The sequence below is a fragment of the Stenotrophomonas sp. CCNWLW57 genome, from assembly GCF_037203925.1.
GTDB lineage: Bacteria > Pseudomonadota > Gammaproteobacteria > Xanthomonadales > Xanthomonadaceae > Stenotrophomonas > Stenotrophomonas rhizophila_A.
Genome location: NZ_JBBCBJ010000001.1, coordinates 337,261 through 354,641 on the forward strand (window position 1 = coordinate 337,261; position 17,381 = coordinate 354,641).

17 protein-coding genes are annotated in these 17,381 nt (G+C 67.5%); 9 read left to right on the forward strand and 8 right to left on the reverse strand.

Annotated features, from left to right (window positions below; genetic code table 11):
• Nucleotides 1-20: 20 nt before the first annotated feature.
• The 4 genes from V9K91_RS01465 to V9K91_RS01480 all read right to left on the reverse strand — a co-directional run bounded on the left by V9K91_RS01465 (nucleotide 21) and on the right by V9K91_RS01480 (nucleotide 3,909).
• The gene (locus V9K91_RS01465) at nucleotides 21-674 is read right to left on the reverse strand and encodes a response regulator transcription factor (RefSeq protein ID WP_093533592.1); all 654 of its coding nucleotides are present in this window, start codon (nucleotides 672-674) and stop codon (nucleotides 21-23) included.
• 136 nt (nucleotides 675-810) lie between these two features.
• On the reverse strand, nucleotides 811-1,851 hold the full coding sequence (locus V9K91_RS01470) for an ABC transporter substrate-binding protein (RefSeq protein WP_336442581.1): 1,041 nt from the start codon (nucleotides 1,849-1,851) through the stop codon (nucleotides 811-813).
• The gene (locus V9K91_RS01475; protein ID WP_210131023.1) at nucleotides 1,848-3,233 is read right to left on the reverse strand and encodes a sensor histidine kinase; all 1,386 of its coding nucleotides are present in this window, start codon (nucleotides 3,231-3,233) and stop codon (nucleotides 1,848-1,850) included. Before V9K91_RS01475 ends, V9K91_RS01470 begins: the two co-directional genes overlap by 4 nt.
• Complete coding sequence (locus V9K91_RS01480) at nucleotides 3,220-3,909, reverse strand: response regulator transcription factor (protein ID WP_068853962.1); 690 nt, start codon at nucleotides 3,907-3,909, stop codon at nucleotides 3,220-3,222. The genes V9K91_RS01475 and V9K91_RS01480 overlap by 14 nt, the downstream gene beginning before the upstream one ends.
• A 215-nt stretch (nucleotides 3,910-4,124) precedes the next feature.
• On the opposite strand from V9K91_RS01480, the gene V9K91_RS01485 reads away from it, so the two are divergent.
• Genes V9K91_RS01485 through phbB form a run of 3 tightly spaced genes read left to right on the forward strand, consistent with a single transcriptional unit; the run spans nucleotide 4,125 to nucleotide 7,415 of the window.
• Entirely contained in the window at nucleotides 4,125-5,306 is a 1,182-nt protein-coding gene (locus V9K91_RS01485) for a porin (RefSeq protein ID WP_336442582.1), read from the forward strand.
• A 26-nt stretch (nucleotides 5,307-5,332) separates the two neighbouring features.
• Complete coding sequence (locus tag V9K91_RS01490; RefSeq protein WP_068854779.1) at nucleotides 5,333-6,658, forward strand: CitMHS family transporter; 1,326 nt, start codon at nucleotides 5,333-5,335, stop codon at nucleotides 6,656-6,658.
• Nucleotides 6,659-6,674: 16 nt separating this feature from the next.
• Nucleotides 6,675-7,415 carry an acetoacetyl-CoA reductase gene (phbB, locus tag V9K91_RS01495; protein WP_068853963.1) on the forward strand — a complete coding sequence of 247 codons (741 nt, stop codon included), beginning with the start codon at nucleotides 6,675-6,677 and terminating at the stop codon, nucleotides 7,413-7,415.
• Nucleotides 7,416-7,531: 116 nt separating this feature from the next.
• On the opposite strand, the gene V9K91_RS01500 is transcribed toward phbB, so the two are convergent.
• Both V9K91_RS01500 and V9K91_RS01505 read right to left on the reverse strand, forming a co-directional pair.
• Nucleotides 7,532-9,826, reverse strand: a complete 2,295-nt coding sequence (locus V9K91_RS01500; protein ID WP_336442583.1) for a TonB-dependent receptor — start codon at nucleotides 9,824-9,826, stop codon at nucleotides 7,532-7,534.
• Between the two features lie 181 nt (nucleotides 9,827-10,007).
• Complete coding sequence (locus V9K91_RS01505; RefSeq protein ID WP_068853965.1) at nucleotides 10,008-11,249, reverse strand: flavohemoglobin expression-modulating QEGLA motif protein; 1,242 nt, start codon at nucleotides 11,247-11,249, stop codon at nucleotides 10,008-10,010.
• A gap of 235 nt (nucleotides 11,250-11,484) precedes the next feature.
• Here V9K91_RS01505 and V9K91_RS01510 point away from each other — a divergent pair, with 235 nt between their 5' ends.
• The gene (locus tag V9K91_RS01510) at nucleotides 11,485-11,949 is read left to right on the forward strand and encodes an antitoxin Xre/MbcA/ParS toxin-binding domain-containing protein (protein ID WP_176472588.1); all 465 of its coding nucleotides are present in this window, start codon (nucleotides 11,485-11,487) and stop codon (nucleotides 11,947-11,949) included.
• A complete protein-coding gene (locus V9K91_RS01515) occupies nucleotides 11,946-12,428 on the forward strand; it encodes an RES domain-containing protein (RefSeq protein WP_336442584.1) in 483 nt (160 codons plus the stop codon). Before V9K91_RS01510 ends, V9K91_RS01515 begins: the two co-directional genes overlap by 4 nt.
• Before the next feature lie 20 nt (nucleotides 12,429-12,448).
• Here V9K91_RS01515 and rsgA read toward each other — a convergent pair whose 3' ends face one another.
• Nucleotides 12,449-13,540 (reverse strand): ribosome small subunit-dependent GTPase A, encoded by a 1,092-nt coding sequence (gene rsgA / locus V9K91_RS01520; protein ID WP_336442585.1) that lies wholly within the window; start codon nucleotides 13,538-13,540, stop codon nucleotides 12,449-12,451.
• Nucleotides 13,541-13,665: 125 nt separating this feature from the next.
• On the opposite strand from rsgA, the gene V9K91_RS01525 reads away from it, so the two are divergent.
• From V9K91_RS01525 to V9K91_RS01540, 4 genes are read left to right on the forward strand one after another with little or no spacing between them, the layout of a single operon-like run.
• Nucleotides 13,666-14,940 (forward strand): pyridoxal phosphate-dependent aminotransferase, encoded by a 1,275-nt coding sequence (locus V9K91_RS01525; protein WP_068853968.1) that lies wholly within the window; start codon nucleotides 13,666-13,668, stop codon nucleotides 14,938-14,940.
• A 1-nt stretch (nucleotide 14,941) separates the two neighbouring features.
• Nucleotides 14,942-15,565 (forward strand): SGNH/GDSL hydrolase family protein, encoded by a 624-nt coding sequence (locus V9K91_RS01530; RefSeq protein WP_336442586.1) that lies wholly within the window; start codon nucleotides 14,942-14,944, stop codon nucleotides 15,563-15,565.
• Between the two features lie 56 nt (nucleotides 15,566-15,621).
• A complete protein-coding gene (locus V9K91_RS01535; RefSeq protein ID WP_336442587.1) occupies nucleotides 15,622-16,263 on the forward strand; it encodes a methyltransferase domain-containing protein in 642 nt (213 codons plus the stop codon).
• Nucleotides 16,260-16,619, forward strand: coding sequence for a hypothetical protein (locus V9K91_RS01540; RefSeq protein WP_068853971.1), 360 nt, complete (start codon nucleotides 16,260-16,262; stop codon nucleotides 16,617-16,619). The genes V9K91_RS01535 and V9K91_RS01540 overlap by 4 nt, the downstream gene beginning before the upstream one ends.
• Here V9K91_RS01540 and V9K91_RS01545 read toward each other — a convergent pair.
• The gene (locus V9K91_RS01545; RefSeq protein ID WP_336442588.1) at nucleotides 16,522-17,373 is read right to left on the reverse strand and encodes a polysaccharide deacetylase family protein; all 852 of its coding nucleotides are present in this window, start codon (nucleotides 17,371-17,373) and stop codon (nucleotides 16,522-16,524) included. The two genes, V9K91_RS01540 and V9K91_RS01545, sit on opposite strands and share 98 nt — an antisense overlap.
• Nucleotides 17,374-17,381 lie beyond the last annotated feature (8 nt).

Consider the following 17,381-nt stretch of genomic DNA (forward strand, 5'->3'; position numbering starts at 1 on the left):
CGTTGCCACACACGCCGGGCCTAGGTGAGGTCTGCGCCTGCGTCGCCTTCTGGTTCGAGGGCCTTTACCAGTACCGCTGCCTGGGTGCGGCTGACACATTCGAGCTTTTTCAGGATGGCGGTTACGTGGACTTTTACGGTGTTCTCAGCAAGCCCCAATTCGTAGGCGATCTGCTTGTTGAGCAGGCCATCGGCGAGGCACAGGAGCACGCGGAATTGCTGGGGGGTCAGCTGGGCCAGGCGGGCTGCGAGCAATGCGTCGGATTCGCTGCGCTCTGCTGCCATCGCCGGGAACCAGAGGCCGCCGTCGAGTACTGCTGCTACGGCCTGGCCGATGGTTTCGGCCGGGGCGGATTTGGGGATGAAGCCGGCGGCGCCGAACTGCTGGGCGCGGCGGATGACACGTGGGTGGTCGTTGGAGGAGACGATGACCACCGGGATGTCCGGGTGGGAGCCGCGTACGTGCAGGAGTGAGGAGAAGCCTCTGGCGCCGGGCATCGTCAGGTCCAAGAGGACCAGTTCGATTTCCGGGTGCTGGTTGAGGGCGGCCTCAAGGGCTTGGGCGCTGGCCACCTCGATGACCTGAACGGCCGGAAGAGCCTGGCGCAGGGAGTGGACGACGGCGGCGCGGAGTAGCGGGTGGTCGTCGGCTACGAGGATGGTGGTTTCGCTCATGGGGAGATTGTAGGGGGGATCTCTGGATCCCGCGAAGAGCGGACACGCATGGGCGGGGTTGCCACCCAGCGGTAGGGGCACGCCATGCGTGTCCGCGCGGAAGGGAGCGCAACCGGTGAGCCCCACGTGGTTCCCTTCAGCGCGGCTGGGTACTGCCCTTCCAGGCGTCGAGGAACTGGCGGCGTTTCAGGGCATCCAGGTAGACCAGCAGGCCCGGGCCCAGCAGGATCGGGCGGTAGCTGCGGCCGGGGGCGCGGCCGCGCTGGGTGGGGACGATCGACATCAGGCGCGCTTCGCGGGAGAGCACCTGCTGGCCGCGGGGGGATAGCAGGTAGTCGAGGAAGCGACGGGCTTCTGCTGCGTTCTGGGCCGTGCGCGGGATGACGGCGGTGCGCAGGACGACGAGGGTGTAGTCCTCGGGCTCGACGATGCCGAGTGGAGCGCCGGCGTCGATGCGGGCCTGGGCGTAGGAGCCGAGTACGTTGTAGACCAGCGAGAGCTGGCCGCTGCTTACGCGGTCCAGCAGTACGCCGGTGCGTTCTTCGAGCTGCACCTGGTTGTCGCCCAGCGCGCCGAGCAGCGCGCCGGCCATGCTGCCGCGCTGGCCATCCTGGGTGGCGAGCAGGTAGCCGACGCTGCTGCGTTCCACGTCATAGGTGCCTACCTTGCCGGCCAACGGCGCATCCGGGGCGCGCAGCAGTTCGAGCAGCTGGCGGCGGGTTTTCGGGACGCGGGCGGCTGGCAGGGTGCGGGTGTTGTAGACCATCGCCACCGGTTCGTAGCTGATGCCGAATGCTTCATGCCGCCATTGCGCCCACGCGGGCAGTGCGTCGGTCTGCGGCGAGCGGTGTGGCAAGGCGTGGCCGTCGTTGACCAGCTTGGCCTGCAGGTCCATGCCGCTGCTGATCAGCATGTCCGGACCGGTGGGGCTGTGGCGCTGGCGCAGGTACTGGGCGTACATGTCCTGGGTGATCACGTCTTCGTAGACGATCTCGGTGCCCGGGTGCAGGCGCTGGTAATCGGTGATGACGGTGGCGAACACTTCGATGTCGGTGGAGCCGTGGATGCGCAGCTCTGCCGTGGCGGTGCCCTTGGCCGGAAAGCGCTGCACATCGCCAGGTGCGGCGAACGCCGGCCCTACCGCCAGCAGCAACAACAGGAACACGGTGCGCATCATGCGTGCAGCCTCGGCAAACGGATGGTGGCCACCAGCCCGCCGGTTGGCCGGTTGCTCAGGTCGATCTGGCCGCCGTGGCTGTCCACCACGCGCTTGACGATGGCCAGGCCCAGCCCTGCCCCGCCCGGTGCGGCATCTTCGCCACGCGCGAAGCGCTCGAACACGCGCTCGGCATCGCCCGGCGGGATGCCGGGGCCATGGTCGGCGATGGTGATCACGCTGTACTTGCCCTCTTCGGTGAGCGCGACCTGCAACGGGCCGTCGCCGCCGTATTTGATGGCGTTGTCGATGAGGTTCTTGATTGCTTCGCGCAGCAGCAGTGCGTCGCCCTGCACGCGCGAGGACGCCACGCCCACGGCCAGCTGCACGCGTGGTGCAGGCAAGGCCTGCGGCAGCGCTTCGTGCAGCGCCTGGTGCACGGTTTCCACCATGTCCACCGGGGCGAAGCGCTGCAGGTTGGACCGGTGGATCACGCTCGCATCGCTGAGCAGCTGGTTGAGCAGGCGGCTCATGTGGGTAGCGTTGCGGTCGATGGCGGCCAGGCTGCGGCGCATGTCTTCGGGGTCGTCGTCGTCCAGCGCCAGCTGTGCCTGCGCACGCAGGGCGGCCAGCGGGGTGCGCATCTGGTGGGCGGCTTCGGCCATGAAGGCGCGCAGGGTTTCATTGCTGCTGGACAGGCGCGCCATGAAGCGGTTCAAGGCCGCCACCATCTGGTCCATCTCGCGCGGCACGCGGGCATCCAGTGGGCTGAGGTCGGACGGCTCACGCCGCGACAGTTCGCGCTCCACCTTCACCAGCGGGCGGAAGGCGCGGTGCACGCCGAAGGCAACCAGCGCCAGCGAGAGCAGCGAAAGGACGCCGATGGCGAGCAACGCGCGGTTGACGATGTCCTGCGCTACCGCTTCGCGCGCGCGTCGCGTCTGGCCGACCTGTACACGCACTTCGGCCTGCGCCGACGGCGAAGAGACGCGGCGCGACACCACCACGAAGCGCACGGTTTCACCGCTGTACTGGGCATCAAACAACTGCGGTTCGTCCGAAGGCGTGCGTGGCGGCAGAGGGAGATCGGCGTAGCCGGTCACGGTGCGGTTCTGGCCGTCGAACACGCGGTAGAACACGCGGTCGTCCGGCGCCATCGACAACAGATCCAACGAGGCATACGGCAGGTCCACCTGCCACTGTGCATCCACCAGCGCCACCGAGTCGATGATGGACAGGGCTGACGACACCAGCAGGTGATCGTAGGAGCGGTTGGCGGCACGCTGGCCGTAATCGCGCGCGGCAAACAGCAACGCCACGGCGAACACCGCCAGCAGCACGCCCAGGTACAGGGTGAGCGTGCGCCGCAGCGAGCTGGGCGCGCGGGTTTCAGCCTTCGGCATCGGGCGTGCCGTCGATGGCTTCGAGCAGGTAACCACTGCCGCGCACGGTGACGATGCGCAGCGGCGCATCGGCCAGCTTCTTCCGCAGGCGGCCCACATACAGTTCGATGGCATTCGGGCCAGCTTCGTCGTCGAAGCCGAACAGCCCGTTGCCGATCTCGTCCTTGCCGACCACGTGGCCCAGCCGGCCCATCAGGATTTCCAGCAGGCGGTACTCGCGGTTGGGCAACTCAATCGGCTGGCCATCCAGGCTGACCCGGTGCGAGGCGTTGTCGAACTGGAAGCCGCCAATCTGCACCACTTCGCTGGCCTGCCCGCGCGTGCGCCGCAGCAGCACGCGGCAGCGCGCTTCGAATTCGCGGAAGTCGAACGGCTTGCCGAGGTAATCGTCCGCGCCCACGTCCAGCGCCTGCACGCGGTCTTCGATGCCATCGCGCGCGGTAAGCATCAGCACCGGGGTGGCATCGCCACGCTCGCGCATGCCCGCCAGCACGCGCAGGCCATCGAGCTTGGGCAGGCCGATATCCAGCACCACCAGGTCGAAGCTCTGGTAGCGCAGCACGCTGGCGGCGGCCAGGCCGTCGTTCTGCCAATCCACCGCGTGGCCACTGCGGCGCATGCGGCGGACGATGGCGTCGGCCAGGTCCGGGTTGTCTTCTACCAGCAGGATGCGCATCGGGCGGAAACAGGCGGGGGTGCGGGAATCCTAGCGCGAGCGGGGTGTGCCGTGGGTTGCGCTGCGCTGCAGCAGGCGCCGACAGGTGGATGACAGCTTCCCCGCACTAGGCTGCGCCATCGCCAGGCACCCCCGTGCGGACGCGTCCCGACAACCTGCGGGCTGGCATGGCCCACACGCCCTGCCCGCCCACCGCCATGTACCTGGGAGGGTTCATGCACTTCAATCTCCTGCGTTGCCGCGGGCTGGCCGCCTGCGCCCTGTTGTTGCCCATCGCCCCGCTCTGGGCCGCCGATGAGGTCGATGCGGACCGACCGGTCACCGCCACCTTCGGCGGCCGCCTGCACCTGGATTTCGCCGATTTCAACAACGATGCGCGCGGCACCCCGAACAAGGACGACACCGAGATCCGCCGTGCCTGGCTGGACATGTCCGGAAGGTTCTTCGTGGTGGACTACAAGCTGGAAGCGGACTTCTCCGGCGACCAGGTGGAAGCCAAGGATGTCTACGTCAGCCGTGATTTCAGCGGCGGCAAGCTCAGCGTGGGCCAGTTCAAGCAGTTCTTCTCACTGGATGACCGCACCGGCTCCAACTACGGCAGCTTCCTGGAGCGCGGCAACGCGGGCACCACGCTGGCGCCGCTGTACCGGCTGGGCGCGTCGTGGCAGGCCGCCAGAAACGACATGACCTGGGCGGCCAGTGCCTACAGCCTGGAGAGCATCGATGCGTGGCAGGTGAAGGGCCGTGCAGCCGGCGGCCGCGCCACCTGGGCACCGGGCGCCACTGCCGGCGACGTGCTGCACCTGGGGCTGTCGCTGGCGCATGAGCGCTACGACACCCCGGGCGCCAACGGCGTGCCGGCGCTGCGCATCCGCCCGCGCCCGGCTGGGCACCTGTCCGACAACAGCCGGCTGACCCTGATCGACTTCTCTTCCGGGCGCGATACCGACGTCAACAAGTGGTCGCTGGAATACGCACAAGTGCGCGGCCCGCTGTCGTGGCAGGGCGAGTTCAGCGGCGCCACCTTCGATGACGGCAGCCAGCGCGGCATGGTACTGGCGGGCTACGGGATGCTGAGCTGGTTCGTCACCGGCGAATCGCGCGGCTACGACCGCAGGACCGGGCGCTTCGCGCGCATCAAGGACATCCGCCACAAGGCCGGTGCGTTCGAGCTGGCGCTGCGGTACGACCAGATGCGTGGCGAGCAGCACCTCTTCGGCCAGCCGGACCTGATCGATGCGCGCACCGACGCCTGGACCCTGGGCGGCAACTGGTACCTGCGCCCGAACCTGCGCTTCATGCTGAACCTGATCGACAGCCGCAACCGCGATTACCTCGCCGCGGCCACCGTGGACCACACCCGCGCGGTCACCGGCCGCCTGCAGTTCGATTTCTAACCCCCTTGCAAGGAAACCCGCAGATGATGCTGAGCATCCTCGGTTTTGGCATGGTCATTACGTTCATGTACTTGATCATGAGCAAACGACTGTCGCCCCTGGTCGCCCTGATCACCATTCCCATCGTGTTCGCGCTGATGGGCGGCTTCGGTGCGGATATCGACCAGATGATGCTGGATGGCATCAAGAAGATCGCGCCCACCGGCGTGATGTTGATGTTCGCCATCCTGTACTTCGGGGTGATGATCGATGCCGGCCTGTTCGACCCGCTGGTGCGGATCATCCTGCGCCTGGTCAAGGGCGACCCGATGAAGATCGTGCTGGGCACGGCCGCATTGGCGATGCTGATCTCGCTGGATGGCGATGGCTCGACCACGTACATGATCACGGTGTCGGCGATGCTGCCGCTGTACCAGCGGCTGGGCATGAGCGCGTTGAACATGACCTGCGTAACCATCCTGGCGGGTGGCGTGATGAACCTCACCCCGTGGGGCGGGCCGACCGCGCGTGCAGCCACGGCGCTGCACGTGGACCCGGCCGATGTGTTCATTCCGCTGATCCCGGCGATGGTGCTGGCCTGCATCTCCGTGCTGCTGCTGGCCTGGTACCTGGGCCTGAAGGAGCGCCGCCGGTTGGGCGTGGTGACGCTGCCCAAGGGGGGCAGCTGGATGGATGCCAGCGTTTCCGATGACGGCGCGCTGCCTACCGTGGAAGATGCCGAAGACACCAAGCGGCCGAAGCTGCTGTGGGTGAACCTGGGCCTGACCCTGGCGCTGATGACGGCGCTGGTGATGGGCGTGCTGCCGATGCCGGTGCTGTTCATGGTCGGCTTTGCGATCGCGCTGGTCATCAACTACCCGAACCTGGCCGAGCAGCGCCGCCGCGTGGTGAACCATGCCGGCAACGTGCTGTCGGTGGTGTCGCTGATCTTCGCGGCGGGCATCTTCACCGGCATCCTCAACAACACCGGCATGGTGGAGGCGATGTCGCACAGCTTCCTGGCCATCATTCCCGATGCCTGGGGCCCTTACCTGGCGGTGATCACCGCGCTGGCCTCGATGCCGTTCACGTTCTTCATGTCCAACGACGCTTTCTACTTCGGCGTGCTGCCGATCCTGTCCGAGGCGGCCGGCAACTACGGCATCACCCCGGTCGAAATGGCACGCGCCTCGCTGGCCGGCCAGCCGGTGCACCTGCTCAGCCCGCTGGTGCCGTCGACCTACCTGCTGGTGGGCCTGGCCAAGGTGGAATTTGCCGACCACCAGAAGTTCACCCTGAAGTGGGCGGTGATGGTGTCGCTGGTGCTGATGGCCGGCAGCCTGCTGTTCGCGCTGTATCCCCTTGCCGCTTGACCCGGGAGATTCCGAGATGACCCTTCGTATCGCATACGTCACCAGCGGCATGGGCAGCGTGGGCACCGCCATCTGCCAGAAGCTGGCTCGCACCGGGCACACGGTGGTGGCCGGCTGTGCACCCAATTCGCCGCGCAAGGCCGGCTGGCTGCGCGAACAGCGTGAGCTTGGCTTTGATTTCATCGCCTCTGAAGGCAATGCGGCGGACTGGCAATCCACGGTGGCGGCCTTCACCAAGGTCAAGGCCGAAGTGGGCGAGATCGACGTACTGGTCAACAACGCCGGCGGCAGCCGCGATGTGCTGTTCCGGCAGATGACCCAGGACGACTGGAACGCGGTGATGGGCTCGAACCTGCATGCGCTGTTCAACATCACCAAGCAGGTGATCGACGGCATGGCCGGCCGCGGCTGGGGCCGGATCATCAACATCGGCTCGGTCAGCGCACACAAGGGCCAGATCGGCCAGGTGAACTTCGCCACCGCCAAGGCGGCGATGCACGGTTTCAGCCGGGCGCTGGCCAATGAAGTGGCCACGCGCGGGGTGACGGTCAACACCATTTCGCCGGGCTACATTGCCAGCCAGTCGATCAGCAGCTTTCCGCCGGATGTGCTGGACCGCTTGGCCGGGTCGGTGCCGATCCGCCGGCTGGGCAAGCCCGAAGAGGTGGCGAGCTTGTGTGCGTGGCTGGCGTCGGATGATGCGGCGTATGTCACCGGCGCCGATTACGCCGTGAACGGCGGGTTGCATATGTTCTGATGCAGTGCCGGGATGACGGGCAATGTGCCGACCAACGGTCGGCACCTACCCTGCATCCCGGATCGATGTCGCCCTGGACGGTAGCGCCCGACCGTTGGTCGGGCGGCGTCCCACCGTCAGAATTCCGCGCTTACGGTCATGAACAACTGCCGCGGCGCGCTCGCATGGATCGCGTAGCGCGTACCGGTCGGGTCGGTCGGGGCGAATGAGCTCAGCTGCCCGGCGTACCGCTTGTTGGTCAGGTTGGTTGCGTTGAGCGAGACCTTGACGTCGCGCAGGCCCAGGCCCGGCCCGAACGAATACCCCATGCCCGCATCGAACGTGGTCACGCCCGGCACCGACTGGTCGTTCGTGTAGGTGTAATACCGCTTGCCGGTGTACTTGGCACGCAGGCTGGCAAAGAAGCCATCCCGGTTCCAGCTGATCTCGCTGGAAGCCATCCGCTGCGGCGTATCCACGGTGATCTTGCCGGCCACCGGCACCACCGCGCCGCCCGAGGTGTAATCATCCTCGTAGGTGCTCTTGTTCCACGACACTGCGTTGTACCACTGCAGCCCATCCACCGGCTTGAGGATGAAGGTCAGCTCCGCGCCCTGGCTCTTCACCGAGCCGACGTTGATGAAACGGGTGATGCACTCCGGCCGCGTGCCCACTTCAATGCTGGTGCAGGGATTGAGCGACAGCAGGCGGTTGTCGAACATCACGTGGTAGGCCGCGATCGAGGCCTGGTACTTCTCGCCGAAGGTACGGAAGCCCGCTTCGAACGAACGCGACTTCTCCGGCTCCAGATCGTCCACGCTGGCCGCGAACGATTCCGGCGACACCTGCAGCGGGCCACCACTGCCACCGCCGACGAACGCAGCGATGTTTTCCGAGTACGAGGCAAAAACCTCGTTGCTGGGGCTGAGCTTGAAGCCGATACCGGCCTGCGGCAGCACCGATTCCTTGGCGGTCAGCGTACCGGAGGCATAGCTGGCCTCGGTACCCGGCTTGGACACGGCGGTCATGCGGGTATTGGGACTCTTGATGCCCACATCCACGGTCAGGCGATCGTCCAGGAAGCGCATGCGGTCCTGCACATAGAACTGGCGGGTGCGGATGTCATAGTCCTGGTCGAACAGGCGGCGGTTCGGGTAATTGAGGTACCCATCATCGAGGAACGGCCCGGTGATGTAGTAGAAGTTGCGCTCCACGTTGTGGTCATTGCGCTCGTACCACAGGCCGGCTTCCAGCTCGTGCAGGCCCAGTTGCCAGCTCAGCGCAGCGGTGATGCCCTGCCGATTGATGGTGTAGTTGGTGCTGCGGATGGAGATCGGCAGCGCCTGCGGCGTACCTGGATTGGACGCCTGCCCCGGTGCCCACCAGTGGCCCTGGCCGCGGTTCTCGTGGTGGTAGGCCAGCAGCTTCAGGCGTGCGCTGTCGCCCAGTGCCAGATCGGCATCCAGCGAATACAGGTTGTCATCGCGCAGCGCGCGGCTCTGGTAGTACGCGTCGTCGATGCTGTTGACACCACCGCTGAAGGCACAGCGCTGCGCGTTGTAGGTGGCCGGCGCGCAGTAGGCCGCGGCCAGGGCGCGATCCCAATCCGGGGCGTAGATGTTCCAGTCCCAGCCCAGGCCACGCTCGAGCATGCTTTTGGACAGATAGGCGTAGTTGGCCTGGCTCACGCGCGAGGTGGCGGCGAATGCGCCGAAGCGGTGGTCGCCCACGTTCCACACCGCCTTGGCGTTGAACTGCCGGGTGGTCTGGTTCTGGTTCGGTTCGGCCCACATGTCCGCGTCCTGGTGCACGCCGGAAACGTACGCCGAGAAGCCGTTGAGGTCGCCGGTGTCCACGCGCAGGAAGCCACGGCGCTGATTGTCGTCGCCGACGGTGACGCTGGCACGGCCGCCGAATTCGGTGGACGGGTCCTGCGAGAAGTACTGGATGGTGCCGCCAAGGTTGCTGGCGGAGGCCACGCCCAGCGAGCCGATGCCCTGCGACAGTTCGGCGCCGGCCAGGTTCTCGGCGATCAGTGCACGCGCAATGCTCAACCCGTTGTAGTTGCCGTAGCTGTTGTCGCCCAGCGGAATGCCATCAAGCGTATAGCCCAGGCGGCTCTTGTCGAAGCCGCGCAGGCTGATGGTCTGCGATTCCTCGTTGGCGCCGAACGCGTCGTTGGACTGTACCGACACGCCGGGCAGGCGGTCGAGGATCTTCTGCGCGCTGGTGCCGGGCGGCAGCACCTGCTTGTCCACGGCCGTAATGCGCTGCACCTGGCGGGTTTCGCCCTGGCCGATCACCGATACGGCGTCCAAGGTGCGGGCGCTGGGCGCGCCGCTGGCGTCGAGGGAGCTGTCCACGTCGGCGGCGTGCACATTGGCAGCGCACAGCGCGATCGCCACGGCGATCGTCAGGGGTCGGTTGAGCATGAGGGTCCGTTACATGATGGAGGTGCCTGCGTGGTGCAGGTGCGCGGCCATGATGGAGACGGAAGATGAAAGGATTCTTACGCTCAGGCGAGCGAGCATAGAAAGTGCGACACGGCGCATGAATTGCGTGCGGTCAACGGCGTACCCCCCAACGGTGGGTACCCGCCGGTTGCTCCAATACTTACTCGGCTGCCAATTGATCCATGCGAATGCGGTTGGCGAACAGCGAAAACGCCAGCATGCCGGCCAGCCCGTTGGCGCGGCTGACCCAATGCGGCAACCAGCGCGGTGGGCGCAGGATGCCTTCTTCAAACAGCGGCGCGAAATCCACCGCGTCGGTCAGTGACATCTTGCCGGCAAACAACCAGCGGCAGTTCTGCAGGCGGTCTTCGGCCAGCATGTGGCGGAAGAAGGTGTGCACCGACACCAGCCCACGCAGGTACACGGTGTCCTTGGTGAAGGCTGCGCCGCCGGTGGCGGGCACGCCGCGGAACACGCGCTGGGCTGAGGCGAAGCTTTCCTCGTTGTTCTGCCCGGCATCGCAGAAGTAGCGGAACACCTGGATGAAATCCGCGCCTTCGCGTGCCATCGCGATCGCTTCGGTGCGCAGGCTGATGCGCTTGAGCCGCTCGATGTCGATGCTGCCGGTGATCTGTTCGGCGAACGTGGCCAAGCCTTCCTGGGTGGCGGTCACCCGGGGCGAGGACAAGGCCAGGCTGGGCAAGTGCGGCTGTTCGCGGCCGTTGAGCGCGGTGAGCGAGTGCACCAGCGCTTCATGGTGGAACAGCTGCGCGCGGTCGTAGGCACTGAAGCGCGCACTGGTACGCAGGCGGATGCGGGTGGGGCCGGCAGCGGCCTTGGAGATCAACTCCGGGTCCAGCTGCACGCTGATGATGCGCGATTCAAAGAACGCATCCAGGTCGCTCTGCAGCTGCAGCTGCAATGCGGTGGCCGAGACCGGCACCTGCTCTTCCGGGGCAAGCAGCTCGTGGTCCAGTTCCTGCGCGATCTGGATGAAGTGGCGGGCCGCTTCGCGGGTGCTGGGGCCGTTGCCCGGCAGCGGCTGTTCGGGCGAGCCGAACAGCTCCACCGAGTAACGGTCCACGGCAGCGGTGCCAAGCGATTCGAGCAGGCCGGCGGCCAGGTCCCAGCTGTGGGCGGAGCGGCGGATGTACAGGCCGATGGGGTGGTCGACATCGCACTGGGCGCTGATCGCGGCCAGTTCGCGGCGGGTGCGGGCGAAATCGAGCTTCGGGTAGTCCAGCACCGGCAGCACCGGCTGGCCTCGCGCCACGCTGGCCAGGAACGGGGCCTGCAGGGCGGCCGGCCAGCTGGTCAGGCCCAGCAGCCGCAGGCCCCCCACGGCCTCCACCAGGCGGGCGTCCAGCTCGGTGTGGTGGGCCACGTCCCGGTCCACGGTCATCGGCGGGCGGTGAGGAGCGATGCTCATGAAGCGGACATTAGCAGGGTCAAAAGGGGGATGGGCGGCCAGGTGCGGATGGAGCACTCTTGGCCTATAGTTGGACTATTGGTAGCCAGAGGAGATGACGATGTCTGCCGCCAGCAAGCGTGCCCCCGCGTCGGCCAAGATGGAGTCGTACGCCATCGGACCCCTGAAAGAACCCCGTTCCGCGCAGGTTGTGCGCGATGCGACAACCGTGAAATTCAAACTGCCGGTGAAGCTGGATTCGTTCCGGGCCCTGCTGCGCACCGCACCACTTGCCGAGCGCGTGCAGATCGAACGCGAAGGCGTGCCCTACCAGGTGGTGAAGGGCCTGATCGATGAGATATTCGACAGCAGTACCGAATTCCAGACCTTCGTGCGCATTCCCAAAGCCACCTTTACCAAGAAGATGCGGGACAAGTCCCTGTTCGCGGGCACCACCGGGCAGTCTGTCGTGGGGTTGATGGAATTGATCAACCGCGTGGAAGACATGCTCGCGGCCGAACGCGACAACGAACAGGCGCGTGGCTTCGACGTCGAAAAATGGGTCGGCGAGTGGATCCAGCGGCCGCAACCTGCGCTGGGTGGCCTGGCGCCGGCCGACGTGATGGATACGCCCACCGGCCGTGCGTCGGTGATGCGGGTGCTGGGGGCCATCCAGAGCGGCGCCTATCAATGAAGCTGGCCCGCATTGGCTCGACAGGGCCTGCGTGGGCGCCCGACGACTTCAGCGGCACCGGCGCCGCCTTTTCGCCGGGCCGCTGGAACCGGCCTGGCGAGAAGGTGGTGTATGCGGCCCCCAGTCTCGCCATGGCGGTCCTGGAGACCGCCGCGCACATCGATGACAACGGCCTGCCGCTGAACAAGTACGTCATCGAGATCGACGTACCGGATGATGTCTGGGCGGCGCGACGTGTTACTTCCGCTGCCACGCTGCCGGCAGGTTGGGACGCCATTCCACACGGCATGATCTCGGTGAACACGGGATCTGCGTGGTACAGCGAGGGCGCTCACGCGATCATCGAACTACCGTCGGTGATCGCTCCGGAAGAGACCATTGTTCTCATCAATGCCCAGCATCCCGATGCCCAGCGCATGACCGCACGGGCCACGCGCCGACTTCAGTACAACCTGCTGTTCCGGAGCAGAGGCCGGTAATCGAGGCGCGGCGATGCGCCTCAGCGCTTTTTGCCCGGCGGGCGCCACTGCGCGCCCTTGCTCACGTGCTTGCGCTCCAGCGCCTGCTGGGCCTGGCGCACCGCCAGCTTGGCGGCCGCAGCAGCCACTTCATCCTTCAGCTTGAAGTAGTTGAGCAGCCGCTCTTCATCCAGCTCACCGGAGTCGATCGCCGCGCGCACCGCACACCCCGGCTCACGCTGGTGGGCGCAATCGCGGAAGCGGCACTGGGCGGCCAGCGCTTCCACGTCGGCGAACCCCACTTCGCCCAGCGCCTCTTCGCCGGTGGGCTTGAGCTCACGCATGCCGGGGGTGTCGATCAGGCAGGCGCCCGACGGCATCGGAATCAGCGCGCGGTGCGTGGTGGTGTGGCGCCCCTTGGAATCGTTGCCCCGCACTTCGGCGGTCTTCATCAGCTCGTAGCCGAGCAGCGTGTTGGTCAGGGTCGATTTGCCGGCACCGGAGGAACCGACCAGCACCACGGTCTGCCCGGCGCCGAGCCACGGCAGCAGTGCGCTGGCGCTGGCCGGGTCGCGGCCGTTGATGGCCAGCAGCGGGATGTCCTGCGCAGCCAGTTCTTCCAGCACGGCCAGTGCATCTTCGCTGTATTCGGTCTGGTCGGCCTTGGTCAGCACCACCACCGGCTGCGCGCCGCCACCGCCCACCAGCATCAGGTAGCGCTCGATCCGGCGCGGATTGAAGTCCGCATCCAGCCCGCAGACGATGAACACGGTATCGATGTTGGCCGCGATCACCTGCTGGTGGTAGTGCTCGCCGGCCGCGCCACGCTTGATCGCGGTGCGACGGGGCAGCAGGGCCACGATCAGGATGCCGTCCAGCAGCACCCAGTCCCCCACGGCCGCGCGTTCGTGGCTGGGGAACCGCGGGCGTTGCCATTCGGCGGGCGATTCAGTCTTGATCGCCGCGCCCGGGGCATCGGCCACCACATAGCCGGTACGGTGCTGTTCCACCACCCGGCCCGGGCGGGCCTGGGGGAACTGCTCGAACAGGGCCTGCCAGGTAGGCAGTTCGGGGGCGCCTGCCCAGGGCCAGCCCATGGTCTGCAGGGCGCGGTAGTCGATCGGTTCGCTCATGCGCCCATTCTAGAGGCATCGGCGGCAACTGCCCGCCAATACTGGGAATTTGCCCCGGAGCCCTTGCCCTGCAACGCAGCATTTCCGCTAGTATGCGATTTCCATGCCCGAACCACGGCCCAGTCATGTCCACGCCCCCGCTGAAGCCGCTTGCCACCCGCGAGCGCCTGTCCGAAGTCCGCTACGAGATCCGGGGCGAACTGGCGCGGCGAGCGCGTGAGCTGGAGGCCCAGGGCCGCAAGCTGATCAAGCTGAACATCGGTAACCCCGGCAACTTCGGGTTCCGCGCGCCGGAACACCTCCAGCGTGCCATTGCCGACGACATGGGCCGCACCGATCCGTACACCCACCAGCAGGGCCTGCCCGAAGCGCGCGAGGCGATTGCCGCCGCATACGCCCGCCGTGGCGCACCCGATGCGCACCCGGACCGGGTGTTCATCGGCAATGGGGTGAGCGAGCTGATCGACCTGTCGCTGCGCGCCCTGCTCAACCCGGGCGACGAAGTGCTGGTGCCCTCGCCCGACTACCCGCTGTGGTCGGCGGCCACCATCCTCAACGACGGCCGCCCGGTGTACTACCGCTGCGCGCCGGAGAACGGCTTCCAGCCGGACCCGGTGGAAATCGAAACGCTGGTGTCCTCGCGCACCCGCGCGATCGTGCTGATCAATCCGAACAACCCCAGCGGCGCCAGCTATTCGCGCGAGCTGCTGGAGCGCATCGTGGCCATCGCCGCGAAGCACAACCTGCTGCTGATGGTCGATGAGATCTACGACCAGATCCTGTATGACGACGCGCGGTTCCAGCCGGTGGCCCCGCTGGCCGGCGAGCACCCCTGCATCACCTTCAGCGGCCTGAGCAAGGTGCACCGCGCCTGCGGCTGGCGCGTGGGCTGGGCGATGCTGTCCGGTGCGGCCGAACGGCTGGGCGAGTTCCGCGCTGCGATGGACCTGCTCAGCGCGCTGCGCCTGTGCGCCAACGTGCCGGGCCAGTACGCCATCGATGCGGCGGTGAACGGGCCGGACACGGTGTCGGCGCTGTGCGCCCCCGGTGGCCGCCTGTATGAAACCCGCCGTGCGGTGATCGAGGCCTGCAACGCCAGCGAGCATCTGTCGCTGGTGGCCCCGGCCGGCGCGCTGTACGCGTTCCCGGCGGTGGTGGGCGCGGCCGCGCGCAGCTTCGACGACCACGATTTCGCGCTGGAACTGATGAACGAGGAAGGCGTGCTGGTGGTGCCGGGTTCGAGCTTCAACGTGCCCTACCGCCACCATTTCCGGGTGACGCTGCTGCCGGAAGCCGAGGTGATGCGCGATGTGTTCGCACGCATCGACCGGGCGCTGGCTCGCCGCGCCGAGGCCAATACCAAGGTGGTGCCACTCAAGCCGCGCAGCGCGGTGGCCTGAGGTGGCGCTGTCCTACCTGGCCCTGGGCGATTCCTACACCATCGGTGAAGGCGTGGCCCCGGCCGGACGCTGGCCGGTACAGCTGGCGACGGCCTTGCAGGAAGCCGGCCACGTGGTGGCCGAGCCGCAGATCATCGCCACCACCGGCTGGACCACCGACGAGCTGGATTCCGGCATCGATGCGGCGGCCCCGACCGGGCCATTCGGGCTGGTGAGCCTGCTGATCGGGGTCAACGACCAGTACCGCGGCCGCAGCGTGGAGGAGTACCGCCCGCGCTTCACCGCCCTGCTGCAGCGCGCGCTCGGCTTTGCCGGGCAGCAGCGCCGGCGGGTGTTCGTGCTGTCCATTCCGGACTGGGGCGTGACCCCGTATGCGCGCGACAACAACCGCGATCCGGCGCAGATCGCACGCGAGCTGGATGCCTACAATGCCGCGGCGCAGGCGATCTGTGCCGAGCACGCGGTGGCGTTCGTGGACATCACCGCGATCAGCCGCGAACGCGGTGCGCAACCTGACATGCTGGTCGACGATGGCCTGCACCCGTCGGCGGCGATGTATACCGAGTGGACGCGCCGGGCCTTCCCGGTCGTTCGCGCCCACCTGGATGATGAGGCAGCACGCTGAGCACGGACGCGTTACCACTGGCCAGGGAACAGGCCCACCGCATCGCCGATGCCTTCATGCCGGCGCGGCGCTTCGGCAACCGCCGCGATTACTACTACAGCCGGGGCAAGCTCGGCAGCGACCCGCTGTATCCGGGCGTACTCGGCGCGCTCGCGCCCTGTTCGCTGCCGCTGCTGGACATCGGCTGCGGGCTGGGCCTGCTGGCCCATGTGCTGCGACAGAACCAGCGCACGCAGCCCTACCATGGCGTGGATATCGACGCGGACAAGATTGCCCGTGCACAGCGCGCCGGCGCGCGCGCGGCCCTGCACGATGCGCGCTTCGACTGCGTGGATGCCAGCGCTTCCCTGCCCGACCACCACGGCAGCGTGGCGCTGTTGGACGTGCTGCAGTACCTGCCGGCCGACGCACAGCCGCTGCTGTTGCGTGAAGCGGCGGCACGGGTCGCCCCCGGCGGACGGCTGGTGATTCGCACCACGCTGGCCGACAACAGCGGGCGCGACCGCACGACGCGGATCACCGACATGCTGGCGCATCTGGTCGGCTGGATGGGAACGCGCCCCCGGCACTATCCCGATGCGGCCAGTGTGCGCGCACCGCTGGAGGCCGCCGGGCTGCAGTTGGAGATGACGCCGCTGTACGGCAATACGCCGTTCAACAACTGGCTGGTCACCGCCGAACGCGGACAGCCGGCATGAACACGCCGCGCCCCCGCCATTCCGCGCTGGGCATCGCCGCGCTGGTGGTGAGCCTGGTGGCGTTGGTGTTGTTCGCGGTGACCGCGCATGTGGCCCACCTGCCCCGCTATGCGGGCATGCACGAGGTGCCGGTGGCGGTGCTGGCGATGCTGTTCGTGGCGCTGGGCGTCACGGTGGTGGGCCTGCTGCTGGGCATCGGCAGCGCGCTGCAGCACCAGCGCCGCCGGGTCACCGGCGTGCTGGCGCTGGGGCTGTCGATCACCTTGTTGTGGGCGCAGGCGTCGCTGGGGAGCTGGATTCACCAGCAATGGGTGGATGCGCACCCGACAGCGGACGCAGAGGCAACGCCGCACTGAGGCCACGGGCCTGGATGGCCTGCAACACCGCTTCGATGATCGCGAGGTTATGGCCGTGGGCGGCGCCTTCGTGGAGCAGCACGATCGCGCCCGGACGCAGCTGGGCGAGGATGCGGTCGACCACGGCCTGCGGCTGGCAGTCCACGCCGTCGAAACCGCGCGCGCTCCAGCCCACCCGGGTCAGGCCCCAGCGCTTCAACGCGGGTGCCACGAACGGGTTGGTCATGCCCACCACCGAGCGGTACCAGCGCGGCGGGGTGCCGGCAATCCCGGTCAGGGTCTGCTGGCACTGCGCGATCTCGTCGGCCATGGCGGCCGGGCCGAGCCGCCAGAAGCGGGTCTGCGGATGGCGGTGGCTGTGGTTGCCCAGGTCGTGGCCCCGGGCCAGCACCTGGCGCACCCGTTCCGGCCGGGCGGCGGCGCGCTCGCCGACCATGAAGAAGGTGGCCTTGGCCTGGTAGCGGTCCAGCAGGTCCAGCACCGCCGGGGTCTCTTCCGAGGGGCCGTCGTCGATGGTCAGCCAGACGTTTCCGGCCGGGGCCGGCAGGTGGCTCAGCACCGGGGCGTAGAAGCGGCTGTTGGGCAGGAACACCGGCACCAGGAACAGGGCGTGCGAGGCCACCATCAACGGCAACCCGATGGCCCAGCCCCAGGCCCACCAAGCCAGCGCCACCGCCAGCTGGGACAGCAGCAGCCAGGGCAGCCAGCGCCACGGGCGGCGGGGAATGCGATGCAACGTTTCCGGTACGGTCATGCCCCATG